At 64.8% G+C, this 12688-nt stretch carries 9 protein-coding genes; 3 read left to right on the top strand and 6 right to left on the bottom strand.

The features are described 5' to 3' along the window. Window positions 1-41: 41 nt before the first annotated feature. Window positions 42-2054 carry a M3 family metallopeptidase gene (locus VLA65_RS07745; RefSeq protein ID WP_332602167.1) on the top strand — a complete coding sequence of 671 codons (2013 nt, stop codon included), beginning with the start codon at window positions 42-44 and terminating at the stop codon, window positions 2052-2054. A gap of 240 nt (window positions 2055-2294) precedes the next feature. Here VLA65_RS07745 and pdxS read toward each other — a convergent pair whose 3' ends face one another. After that, on the bottom strand, window positions 2295-3221 hold the full coding sequence (pdxS, locus tag VLA65_RS07740; RefSeq protein WP_306959754.1) for a pyridoxal 5'-phosphate synthase lyase subunit PdxS: 927 nt from the start codon (window positions 3219-3221) through the stop codon (window positions 2295-2297). Between the two features lie 444 nt (window positions 3222-3665). Between pdxS and VLA65_RS07735 the strand changes: the two genes are divergently transcribed. Continuing rightward, entirely contained in the window at window positions 3666-5468 is a 1803-nt protein-coding gene (locus VLA65_RS07735; protein WP_332602166.1) for an HNH endonuclease signature motif containing protein, read from the top strand. Window positions 5469-5541: 73 nt separating this feature from the next. Here the strand turns inward: VLA65_RS07735 and pgsA are convergent, their stop codons facing one another. The 5 genes from pgsA to VLA65_RS07710 all read right to left on the bottom strand — a co-directional run bounded on the left by pgsA (window position 5542) and on the right by VLA65_RS07710 (window position 11050). Next, entirely contained in the window at window positions 5542-6171 is a 630-nt protein-coding gene (pgsA, locus tag VLA65_RS07730) for a phosphatidylinositol phosphate synthase (protein WP_284988145.1), read from the bottom strand. Next, a complete protein-coding gene (locus VLA65_RS07725; RefSeq protein ID WP_059389209.1) occupies window positions 6164-6772 on the bottom strand; it encodes an HIT family protein in 609 nt (202 codons plus the stop codon). The genes pgsA and VLA65_RS07725 overlap by 8 nt, the downstream gene beginning before the upstream one ends. A gap of 29 nt (window positions 6773-6801) precedes the next feature. Continuing rightward, the gene (gene thrS / locus VLA65_RS07720) at window positions 6802-8811 is read right to left on the bottom strand and encodes a threonine--tRNA ligase (RefSeq protein WP_284988146.1); all 2010 of its coding nucleotides are present in this window, start codon (window positions 8809-8811) and stop codon (window positions 6802-6804) included. 245 nt (window positions 8812-9056) lie between these two features. Continuing rightward, window positions 9057-9341, bottom strand: a complete 285-nt coding sequence (locus VLA65_RS07715; protein ID WP_332602165.1) for a YegP family protein — start codon at window positions 9339-9341, stop codon at window positions 9057-9059. 110 nt (window positions 9342-9451) lie between these two features. Further along, window positions 9452-11050 (bottom strand): S53 family peptidase, encoded by a 1599-nt coding sequence (locus VLA65_RS07710; protein WP_332602164.1) that lies wholly within the window; start codon window positions 11048-11050, stop codon window positions 9452-9454. A 219-nt stretch (window positions 11051-11269) separates the two neighbouring features. Here VLA65_RS07710 and VLA65_RS07705 point away from each other — a divergent pair, with 219 nt between their 5' ends. Next, window positions 11270-12670 carry a glutamate decarboxylase gene (locus VLA65_RS07705; protein WP_332602338.1) on the top strand — a complete coding sequence of 467 codons (1401 nt, stop codon included), beginning with the start codon at window positions 11270-11272 and terminating at the stop codon, window positions 12668-12670. Window positions 12671-12688 lie beyond the last annotated feature (18 nt).

Here is a 12688-nt window from a genome sequence, read left to right as displayed (position 1 = left end):
AAACCGTTGTGGGTGGGGCCCCTGCATGAAAGGGTTGCTTCATGACGAACCCCCTCTTGGAGCCGAGTACCCTTCCCTTCGGCTTGCCGCCCTTCGCAACAATCCAGGACAGCCACTTCGCCGAAGCCGTTGATGCGGGCCTCGTTGAGCACCTGGCCGAGATCCAGTCCATCGTCGACAACCCGGAGCCCGCATCCTTCGAAAACACGGCGGTCGCGATGGAACGCTCCGGCCGCCTGCTGGAGCGGGCAGCGGCGGCCTTCTTCACATTGGTTTCCGCCGACGCCTCGGAGGCCATCCGCGAACTCGAAACCGAGCTGTCTCCCCGGTTCGCGAGCCATCAGGACACGGTCTACCTCAACCACGGACTGTACGGGCGATTCGCGGCCATAGACACTTCAGGACTTGATGACGAAGCCACCCGCCTGGTGCAGGAGTACCTCCGCGAATTCCGCCAGTCGGGGATCCAGCTCGACCCGGCTGACCAGGAAAAACTCAAGAGCCTCAACGCGGAACTCTCCCGATTGGGAACGGAGTACGGGCAACGGGTCAAGGAAGCCATGAAGGCGGCCGCCCTGGTGGTGGATGACGCCACAGAACTTGCCGGCCTGCCGGCGGACGACATCGCCAGTGCTGCGGAGGCCGCACGCACTGCCGGGCACGAGGGAAAATACCTCCTGACCCTCATACAGCCGAGCAACCAGCCTGCTTTGGCTTCTTTGCAGAACCGCGAGCTCCGCCGTCGCCTGTTTGAGGCGTCCGTTGCGAGGGGAAGCGACGGCGGCAGCCTGGACGTCCAGGAACTGGTGAAGGCGATGGTGCGTTTGCGGGCCGAGAAGGCGACACTCCTCGGGTTCGGCAACTACGCCGAAATGGTCATGGACCGCCAGACCGCCCCCGATTTCGCGGCCGTGCAAGCGATGCTCAACCGACTTGCTCCGGCCGCCATCCGCAACGCCGACGCAGAAGCGGCTGCCCTGGCGGAGAGCGCAGGGCACCCATTGGAAGCATGGGACTGGGCGTACTACTCCTCGAAGGTCCGGCGGGAGCGCTACGAAGTGGACGAACAACTCCTTCGGCCCTATTTCGAATTGGACCGGGTACTCGTGGACGGCGTGTTCTTCGCAGCCACGAGCCTCTTCGGTATTACTTTCCACGTGCGGAATGACCTTGAGGGGTACCACCCCGATGTCCGCGTCTGGGAGGTGCGAAACGGAGACGGCTCCGAGCTTGGTCTCTTCCTGGGCGACTACTACGCGCGGGACTCAAAGCGCGGCGGCGCCTGGATGAACTCGCTCGTCGAACAATCAGCACTCCTGGGTAACAAGCCGGTGGTGATCAACAACCTGAACATCTCCAAACCGCCGGCCGGAGAACCCACCCTGCTTACCCTGGACGAGGTCCGGACCACGTTCCACGAGTTCGGCCATGCCTTGCACGGACTCTTCTCCAACGTCATGTATCCCCGGTTTTCCGGCACCTCGGTCCCCCGGGACTTCGTGGAGTATCCGTCGCAGGTCAACGAGATGTGGATCATGTGGCCCGAGATTATCGGTAACTACGCCCGGCATCACGCGACTGGCGAAGCGCTTCCCCAGGACATCATCGACCGCCTCAACGAGTCCAAGCTTTGGGGCGAAGGCTTCGCCACGACGGAATACCTCGGCGCCGCCCTTTTGGACCTGGCCTGGCACGTGCTGGACGTCGACGGCGTTCCTCAGGACGCGCTGGACTTCGAAGCCAAGGCATTGGCTGCTGCAGGCGTGGCGCACTCCCTCATTCCGCCCCGGTACCGCACGGGGTACTTCCAGCACATCTTCGCCGGGGACTTCTACGCCGCCGGGTACTACTCGTACATCTGGAGTGAAGTGCTGGACGCGGAAACGGTGGACTGGTTCACGGAAAAAGGCGGGCTGCTGCGCGAGAACGGCGAACGATTCCGTTCGGAGCTGCTCTCCCTTGGCAACAGCCGCGATCCGTTGGAATCATTCCGCACGCTCCGCGGCCGCGACGCCTCCCTCGAGCCGCTCCTCAAGCGCCGCGGCCTCGAGTAGCTGCTGGGGTTAACGCACGACGCCGGCCGGTCACCGAAGAAGGTGACCGACCGGCGTCGTACTTAGCGGGAGAGCGGTGCGAGGGACGGTGCGACCCGCCAACGCAAGGCGCCGTACTTAGCCGCGGTTACACGTAGGCGGCGCAGCCGCGGCAGCGAGTCGCGGGGAATAGCAGGCCGAGGATCAGCGCCGTCCGGCGCCAACAAACCGCGCCGTCTGGCGCGTCGCCTTAACGAAGACCTACCAGCCGCGCTCGGCGAGGCGGTGGGGTTCGGGGATTTCCTCGACGTTGATGCCCACCATGGCTTCGCCCAGGCCGCGGGAGACCTTGGCGATGACGTCGGGGTCGTCGAAGAAGGTGGTGGCCTTCACGACGGCGGCGGCACGCTGGGCCGGGTTGCCGGACTTGAAGATGCCCGAACCGACGAACACGCCGTCGGCGCCGAGCTGCATCATCATCGCAGCGTCGGCCGGGGTGGCGATGCCGCCGGCGGTGAACAGCACGACGGGGAGCTTGCCGGTGGCGGCGATTTCCTTGACGAGCTCGTACGGTGCCTGCAGTTCCTTGGCCGCAACGTAGAGTTCGTCCTCGGGCAGGGTGGAGAGGCGGAGGATCTCGGCGCGGATCTGGCGCATGTGGGTGGTGGCGTTGGAGACGTCGCCGGTGCCGGCTTCGCCCTTGGAGCGGATCATGGCCGCGCCCTCGTTGATTCGGCGCAGCGCCTCGCCGAGGTTGGTGGCACCGCAGACGAAGGGAACGGTGAAGTTCCACTTGTCGATGTGGTGGGTGTAGTCGGCCGGGGTCAGGACCTCGGACTCGTCGATGTAGTCAACACCGAGGGACTGCAGGACCTGTGCCTCGACGAAGTGGCCGATGCGGGCCTTGGCCATGACGGGGATGGACACGGCGGCAATGATCTGGTCGATCATGTCCGGGTCCGACATGCGGGACACGCCGCCTTGGGCGCGGATGTCGGCGGGAACGCGCTCGAGCGCCATGACGGCCACGGCACCGGCATCTTCGGCGATGCGGGCCTGCTCGACGTTGACGACGTCCATGATGACGCCGCCCTTGAGCATCTCGGCCATGCCGCGCTTGACGCGGCTGCTGCCCGTAACGCTGGCTGCGGACGAACCGGCTTCGTTGCTTACATCAGGTGTAGACACAAAAACCCCTATGGGTAGATAGAAGACCTTGGCCGGGGCGCAGGCGGACGGGGGCCACACACAGCGCGCACCGGATTTCCAGGTCACATTGACCAAGTAACTTCAATACTAGTCCCCCGCGCTGTGACCGTCGTACTTGATTACCAGCCTCGGCCACGCGGTCGCGCCGGCACCGGCGGGCGTCGCGCACCGGGTGATATTGGTCCCGCGTGTCGCGGATACTTCAGGTGCATTGACGGCAGCAAGTTGGTGGGCGGATTGACGGCGCGGGAATCTGTCTTCTGCAATTGTGAGTGCAGCGCCGGCCCGATCGCCGAGGCGATCCGGGTTCATTGGGAGCTCAGCACCTGATTCTTGGGACGTGTTTTCCTTGTTTCGCTTGTCGCGACCCCGAACGCCGGTGCGGGAGGTAAAAATGTCCGACCCCCGTGACAGGGTTTATTCATGGAAGGCATCGGTCAACTCGTCGCACCTCGGGCGGCCGCGCCCGACGGCGGGATCCCGTCGCCGGGACGCCTGTCCCGCCGGCTGAAGCCCGTCCCCGCCCGGCATGCGCATTCCCAATTCGCAGCGCAGTTCCAAAACCCTTCCCAGTTCCAAAACCCGGCCCAGCTCCAAAACCCGGCCCAGTTCCAAAACCCTTCCCAGGTCCGAAACCCGGCCGCCGTGCCGTCCGCCGCGGGTGGCCTTGATCTGGCGGTCGCGGCGATGGATGCGCTGCGCTCAACCGCCGTCGCCGACGCCCGCTCGTTCGGTTTCCTTGATGCGGCGGATTTCGCCGGCACGGTCGAAGAGATCGCCCGGACGGTCGAGTTCCTGCAGCTCGTCGCGGCCCACGCCGTGGAACGGACCCGCAGCGAAGCCCAGGCCTCCCGGCAGCCGTCCGCGGCGCCGGGCTGGCGGACCGGCTGGACCGAACCCGCCGCAGCCGATACGGGAACCGCAGCAGCGGACGCGGGAGGTCAGTCAGACCCGGCAACCGCGCCGGATGCGCCGGGGTCCGCGCCCGGCCCCTCGGCAGCGGCCGCGGTCGACGACGGCTACCGGAACGCCGCCGAATTCCTGCGCGCCCGGCTGCGGATCGGCATCGGCGAGGCCCGGCGCCGGCTCGCCCTGGCCTCCGGCGTGCTCCCACAGACAGGACTCACCGGACAAGACCTCCCCGCACGCCACGAACTCCTCGCCGCGGCCCTGTCCACCGCAGCCGTGCCCTCCCGCTCGGCCACCATCATCAGCACGGCCCTGGAGCAGGTACGCCACCACGCCGACCCGGACACCGCCCGGCAGATGGAACACTCCCTCACCCGCACCGCCCTGGAAAGCGATCCCGACTTCGTGCACCGGACAGCCAAACGCTGGGTCGACGCCATCGACCAGGACGGAACCGAACCCGGCGAGGAAGAACTCCGCCACCGCCAGGGAGCGTTCATCCGCAAACCCCGCCACGGACTGCACCACCTGGAAATCTTCGCCACCGCCGAACAATACGAAACCCTCGCCACCGCCATGAACACCGCCACCAACCCCCGCCTCCAGCACACCACCGACACCGACGCAGCCGACGGCGACGGCGCGGCTGACACCGGCGCGCACCCCGCCCTGGACCGCCGCTCCCGGGCCCAGAAACTCCTCGACGGGCTCACCGGCGCCTGCGCAGCGGCCCTGACCACCGGGCAACTGCCCGCCAACGGCGGCCTCCGGCCCCAGGTCATGGTCACCATCGACTACCAAGACCTCCTCGGCCGCCTCCAACACCTCGACCACCTCGACCACCTCGAACACCTCGACCGCGAAACGCCCACCCGCCCCGGCCCGCGCCCCAGCAGCGGCGCGTCCACGTTCCAGGGCCCCATCCACCCCGCCATCATCCGCAAGATCGCCTGCGACGCGGACACCATCCCCGTCCTGCTCGGCAGCGACAGCCGCGTCCTGGACATCGGCCGCACCACCCGCATCTTCCCGCCCCACATCCGCAAAGCCATCATCGCCCGCGACCAAGGCTGCGCCTTCCCCGACTGCACCATCCCCGCACCCTGGTGCGAAGCCCACCACATCACCTACTGGTCACAGGGCGGCACCACGAGCACCGACAACGGCACCCTGCTCTGCAGCCACCACCACGTCATCCACAAAGAACACTGGACCATCACCCTGGACAACGGCACCGCATGGTTCAAACCACCACCCCACCTCGACCCCCGCCAAACACCCCGCCGCAACCACCACTTCAGACCCACCCGGACATAAACCCGCCCGGCATGAGACACGGGGGTTGACCGCCGTCGCGCAAAAGCAGGGCCTGCTACGGGCGAATCACCGCTTAAGCGGGCGTCCCGCCGTCGACGTCTGCCATTGCCTGTTCGCGGACGGCCGCCATCCTTTGGACGACGGTGACTGCCGTTGCGGCGGCGAGGATGACAAGGGTCACCAGCAAGACGACGGGGGGCAGCCCCAGCCCGGTCAGACCGGTGACGAGGAGCACGGAAATAAGCCGCTCAGCGCGCTCGGCGATGCCCACATTGGCGTAGAAGCCCAATGATTCAGCCTTGGCGCGGGCGTACGAAACCACCATCCCGAGCACCAGGCAGCCCAGGGACGCGATAGCAATCGCGCTGTTCCCGCCTCCCGTGAAGAACCAGATTGCGACGCCGGCGAAAATGGCGCCGTCTGCCAGCCGGTCCAGCGTGGAGTCGAGGAAGTTTCCCCACGGGCCGCTGCGTCCCTGTTCCCTTGCCATGATGCCGTCCACGACGTCGGACAGCGCGAAAACGGCGATCAGCAGCGAACCCCACCAGAGCTGGCCCAGGGGGTAGAGAATCAGGGCACCGAGAACTACGCCCGCGGTCCCGACGACGGTAACGGCGTCGGGCGAGACCCCCACCTTGAGCAGGAACCGGGCCAGGGGCGAGAACAGCCCGGTGAAGAACCCGCGGGCGTGCCGATTAAGCATCCGGCTCCCCGGACAGATCCGACTCTTCCGGCCAGGCGTCGGCCACTTGCTGGCGGACCTCGTCAAGGGTCTGGGTGACAGCCTTCGTCTGGGCGATGATGGGGAAAAAGTTACCGTCCCCGCCCCAGCGCGGAACTACGTGCTGATGCAGGTGGGCTGCGATGCCCGCCCCGCCGGCCACACCTTGGTTCATGCCCAGGTTGAAGCCGCTCGGGTTGGCCACCTTGCGCAGCACCCGCATCGCGGTCTGCGTGAGCTCCGCCATTTCCGCCGTTTCCTGCACGGTAATGTCCGTGTAGTCCGGAACATGCCGGTACGGGCACACGAGCAAGTGACCGGGGTTGTAAGGGAACAAATTGAGGACCACGTAGCACGTCTTGCCGCGGCGCACGATGAGGGATTCCTTGTCCGTGCGGCTCGGAGCCACGCAGAACGGGCAGTCGTCCTCGTTCTTGAACTGGTTCTGCCCACCCTTGATGTAGGCCAGGCGGTGCGGAGTCCACAGGCGTTGGAAGGCATCAGGAACACCTGCCAGGCCGAAGTCGTCAGTCACTTCGGCATCGCCCGGATAGTCAGCTGTCACGCCCGTGTTCTCCTGCATTTTTCCTGGCCCCCGCGGTGTCCGACTCGTCAGCTCTCGCGGTTCTTGACGGCGTCCACGATCCTTCGGACGGCCTCGGCAACGGGCACACCGTTGTCTTGGCTGCCGTCACGGAAGCGGAACGACACCGCACCGGCCTCTGCGTCCTCTCCGCCGGCAATGAGGACGAACGGAATCTTGTCCTTGCTCGCGGTGCGGATCTTCTTTGGGAAGCGGTCCGAGGAAATGTCCACTTCGGCACGGATACCCGCAGCCTTGAGCTGGCCAACGACGTCGAACATGTAGTCGTTGAACGCCTCAGCCACCGGAATGCCGACCACCTGCACGGGAGAGAGCCACGCGGGGAAAGCTCCCGCGTAGTGCTCGGTGAGGACGCCCATGAAACGCTCTACCGAGCCGAACAGCGCGCGGTGGATCATGACGGGGCGCTGGCGTGTGCCGTCGGCAGCCTGGAACTCCAACTCAAAACGCTCAGGCAGGTTGAAGTCCAGCTGGATGGTGGACATCTGCCAGGTGCGGCCCAACGCGTCCTTCGCCTGCACGGAGATCTTGGGGCCGTAGAACGCGGCTCCACCCGGATCCGGAACAAGTTCCAGCCCCGAGGCCTCGGCTACTTCTGCCAAGGTGCGTGTGGCTTCTTCCCAGGCGGCGTCTTCCCCAACGAACTTGTCTTCGTTCTTGGTGGACAGTTCAAGGTAGAAGTCGTCCAGTCCGTAGTCCTTGAGGAGGCCAAGGACAAAGTTCAAGGTGGTGGTGAGCTCGTCCTTCATCTGTTCGCGGGTGCAGTAGATGTGGGCGTCGTCCTGTGTCATGCCGCGCACGCGGGTCAGACCATGGACAACACCGGACTTCTCGTAGCGATACACAGAGCCGAATTCGAAGAGCCGCAGGGGCAGTTCCCGGTAGGAGCGGCCGCGCGAACGGAAGATGAGGTTGTGCATCGGACAGTTCATCGGCTTCAGGTAGTAGTCCTGGCCGGGCTTGCGCACGGTGCCGTCGTCGTTCAGTTCCGCGTCGATGTGCATCGCCGGGAACATGCCTTCCCTGTACCAGTCAAGGTGGCCGGAGACCTCGTAGAGGTGTCCCTTGGTGATATGCGGGGTGTAGACGAACTCGTATCCGGCGTCCACGTGGCGCTGGCGCGAATAGTCCTCCATCGCCTTGCGGATGATCCCGCCCTTCGGGTGGAACACCGGCAGTCCGGAGCCCAGCTCATCCGGGAAGGAAAACAGGTCAAGTTCCGCGCCGAGCTTGCGGTGATCTCGGCGCTCGGCCTCGGCGATGCGCTCCTGGTACGCCTTCAGCGCATCCTTGGTGGGCCAAGCGGTGCCGTAGATACGCTGCAACTGCTGGTTGTTCTGGTTGCCCAGCCAGTACGCCGCCGAGGAGCGGGTCAGGGCGAAAGCGTTGGAGATCAGTTTGGTGTTGGGCAGGTGCGGGCCTCGGCAGAGATCGCACCAGACGCTGTCGCCGCTCTTGCGATCCACATTGTCGTAGATGGTGATGTCCCCGGCGCCCACCTCGACGTTGACGCCCTCTCCGGCGTCGGCGGCGTCGTTCTTCTTGCCCAGCAGTTCAAGCTTGTAAGGCTCGCCCTTCATGGCCTCGCGGGCTTCGTCCTCGGTGACGACGCGGCGCACGAACTTCTGGTTCTGGTTGATGATCTTCTGCATCATCTTCTCAAGCTGCCGCAGGTCTTCAGGAGTGAAGGGCTCGGCGACATCGAAATCGAAGTAGAAGCCGTCTGTGATGTAGGGACCGATTCCGAGCTTGGCGTCCGGACGAAGCTGCTGCACAGCCTGGGCCATCACGTGCGCGGTGGAGTGGCGGAGGACGTTCAGGCCGTCCGGCGAGTCGATGGTGATGCCGTCAACCTGGGCACCCTCGGGCAGCACTTGGTCGAGGTCCTTGAGTTCGCCGTCGACTCGGGCCACAACGACGTCGCGGCGCTCAAAGAAGAGTTCCGCGCCGGTGGTCCCCTCCGTCACCTTGGTCTCTTCGCCATCGACGATGAGGGTGATCTGCTGGGCATCTGACACGGGTGTCTCCTATTCATTGATAAGGCTTCATAGCTTGTGGCGTACGGGGACCACAGCCAGCCATCGTCCATCGTATCCGCTCGGGCTGGGGCAGCCAAAGCAGGCGCAGGCGTGCCGTTTCCCCCCGAGGAGACTTGGCGGGACGGCATTTTCGGCATGCGTCATTGCAGCCCGTTCAATCCGTAACGGAGTGCCCTGTGGGAACTGGAGTGCGGTGCGGTTTGCGAACCCGCGCTATCGCAGGGCTACAAGCGGCCTGCCGCGCTTCTCACTTCGTGCTTCCGCCATGCGGGTTGGTGGAACAGATGCAAGTGGAGTGCCTGACGCTCAAGGGACGGCGTCCACCGTCCGTGGCTCCTGTCCTTGATGAGGGCCGTTCCGGCGATCTCCCGGAGTGTGGATATCCCGCGGACAGCCGATTGTTTGGTGGCAAAGGTCGTAGACATTGCCAGGATCTGGCCTTCACCGTCGCGCAGTGCAATCCTGTACCCATCGTTGGGTCCATCGACCAGCTCAAAGTATCCAGCCATTGTGGAGCCTCCTTTGAAACCTGGGGTTGTAAAGGACACCAACCAGTTTACCGAGTCAAAGCCATGTGGTGGCGGGTTTTTGGACCGCCGCAATGGCTCCGGCAGCTCCACTAAGCCTTGGCTTGGAGCAACGCAAGGAGGGCACTGCCGTCCGGACTGCCCAGGCCTGTGCAGGGATCCCAACCGATCCCGGCATGGTAGCTTCCATTGGAGCCTGAGATGATGTCATGGAAGCCCGACGCCGGTTGCTTGCCGTTTTGGTAAAGCAGCGGCTGGATCAGGCCGAAGCGCCTGTTGGTGGCCTGGGCGAGCCGGGCGACGAGGGCCGCCCAGAGCGGCGCCACCGCACTTGTTCCACCGATCACCATGTCTTTCCCGTCGACGCGCACCTGATAGCCGGTCTGCGGGTCGGCAACGCCGCTGACATCGGGGACGCCCCTTCCGGCCTTCTTGGGCACAGGCTTGTGCTTGGCGTGCCCCGGGATCCCCGACTGCCAGGAGGGCGCCGGAAAGACGTCGCTGAATCCTCCGCCGGTAGCCGAGTTGGGTCCGTCGTTCCAGACCGTTTCCGCCCTGATGACACCTGTTGCGGTGTCCGCTTGAAGTCTGGTTCCGCCGCAGGCCAGCACATGCGGGCTCGACGCCGGGAAATCGGCGTGATCCTTGTTGTCGGTTGCGCCGTCGGCACTGCCGTTGTCCCCGGCTGCCGCTGTCACCGTCACGCCGAGGGCCGCGGCGTCGGCCATGGCCTGGTCGAAAGCCGTCCGGGCTTGGCCGGTCCAGGCGTCTTCGCTCTGGCCCCAGCTGATGCTGATCGCGGCCGGCGTCGGGGTTGCATGCGAGGCAGCGATAATCGCATCCAGGAACCCGGCGTCGGTGTTGGGGGCGAAATAGACCAATATGTTGGCCTTTGGCGCCAAGGCGCCGACCACCTCGATGTCCAGCAGGACTTCCCCGTCGGCGCCCGACGGATCCTGCCCCGGCTGGTTCGCCCCGCCGTCGACTCCCACCGCGGTGACGCTCGGCGTGGGGATGCCAAGGCCTTGGAAGTACGCGTCAAGGTCTTGCTGCCCGTAGCCGCCACCCAGCTCGAGGATGGCAACGGTTTGGCCCGTCCCGTCCGTTCCCGCAGGGAAATTGTAGATCCTTCCCAGCTGCGGCAGGGTGTAGCTCGCAGCGGCCGCAGCGAGGGGAATGGCGCGGAATTGGGCGCGGGCCTGCGGCCGGTCGTCAAGGCCGAGGACGGCAACGATGACGCCGTCGAGGGCCGCAGGGACGTGGAGGCCTCCGGTGCGGTGCCGGTGGGTGATAGCGGTACCGTCCGGGCTTCGGCTGGTCAGCTCGTCCAGGGATGTCCCGAAAATGCTGCTCATCTGCTCCACGGTTCCGGCCAGCCGAATCCTGCGGCTGGCCGCGTCCGACTCCATGACGTCGAGACCAAGGTTGGTGAAAGTGCCTACAGCAAGATCCAGGTCTGCGGCCGATGCGCCGTATCGGGAGGCAAGTTCGTCCCGCGAAAGCACAGCGGACGGCACCTCGGGCACTTCTTCCTGGCGCCTCAGGATGACTGTCGCTTCGATCCGATGGGAAGGATCGACAGGGCCGAGAATGTCCCGGAGGCCCGGGGCGGGAGCCCTGTCCGATCCTGGCAGCGGAACGCTTTGCGTCTCCCCCGGCCGACGATCTTCTGGAGTGTCCTGCATCGACATTGGTGCCTCCTAGCCTCAGGGTGACAGAGCTCCGTCCCCTGCGATTATGCACCAGGAGTCACTTTGGCACCATGGCCTGGAAGGCCACAGGCTGCGACGATCTGAACGATGGCGGCTCCCGAAAGTGCTTGGGTACGGCGTACGCACGCGGTAGCGTGGGGCCTTGGCGGGCCATGCCACCGCAGCGGCTCGCGCAGCGGCGAGTCAAAGGAGCGAACCATCAATAGGTCACACCGAACATCAGCCCATGAACCCGACACTGCAGTAGAGCTGAACCCCGTCTTCAGCCGACCGGGAGAATCCAGTATTTTTCCACGCTTCACCATTCCGGACGGTGAGTCCCTTCCTTCGACCGCCTATCAGGTTGTCTACGACGAAGCCATGTTGGACGGCAACTCCCGCTTGAACCTGGCAACATTCGTTGGAACGTGGATGGAACCGGAAGCGTCGAAGCTGTACGCCGAGACGTTCGACAAGAACATGATCGACAAGGACGAGTACCCGCAGACGGCGTTGATCGAAACCCGTTGCTGGCGGATGCTCGCAGACTTGTGGAACGCACCCGATCCCGCCAAGTCAGTCGGGACCTCAACGATCGGTTCTTCCGAGGCGTGCATGCTGGGCGGCCTTGCCTTGAAGCGTCGCTGGCAGCACGCACGGCGGGCGGCCGGTCTGTCCACGGACAAACCCAACTTGGTCCTCAGTTCGGCCGTCCAAGTGTGCTGGGAGAAGTTCTGCAACTACTGGGACGTGGAGGCCCGCTTCGTTCCGGTGTCGCAGGAACACCAAATGCTGGACGGCTACGAGCTGGACAAGTACGTCGATGAGAACACCATCGGCGTTGTCGCGATCATGGGCGTGACCTACACGGGGGTCTATGAACCCGTCGAGAAGATCTCGGCGGCGTTGGACGAGATCCAGGCAAAGCGGGGCCTTGATATTCCGATCCACGTCGACGGCGCCTCCGGAGCCATGGTTGCACCTTTCCTGCAACGGGAGACCGTCTGGGACTTCCGCCTGCCGCGGGTTGCCTCGATCAACACCTCCGGCCACAAGTACGGCTTGGTCTACCCCGGCCTCGGCTGGATTATCTGGCGTGATGAGCAGGCACTCCCCGAGGACCTGATTTTCCATGTCAGTTACCTGGGCGGGAACATGCCGAGCTTCGCCCTGAACTTCTCACGCCCCGGCGCCCAGGTGCTCCTTCAGTACTACCTGTTCCTCCGGCTCGGATACGAGGGATACAAATCCGTCCAGGCAACCTCCCGGGACGTGGCACTCTATCTCTCCAGTGAAATAGGGGCAATGGAGGCGTTTACTTTGTGGAGCGACGGATCCGACATTCCTGTCTTTGCCTGGCAACTCACCGACGGCTACACGGAGAATTGGAACCTTCACCACTTGTCCGAAAGGCTGCGGATGAATGGGTGGCTCGTCCCCGCCTACCCCATGCCGGAAGGATTGAGCGAGATCACAGTCCAACGGATCGTTGTCCGCAACGGATTCACCCGCGACCTCGCATCCAGTTTCCTGGCCGATCTCAAGAAAGAAGTCGCCTACCTGGACGGCCTCACGGCACCGATGCCCGCCGGTGGGCAGACCCAGGCGTTCCACCACTAGCCAGCAGCAGCTTCGCCG

Source organism: Arthrobacter sp. S2(2024), from assembly GCF_036662515.1.
Classification (GTDB): domain Bacteria; phylum Actinomycetota; class Actinomycetes; order Actinomycetales; family Micrococcaceae; genus Arthrobacter.
The sequence above is the reverse complement of the archived record's forward strand: the minus strand, read 5'-3'. Positions and strand labels throughout refer to the sequence as shown.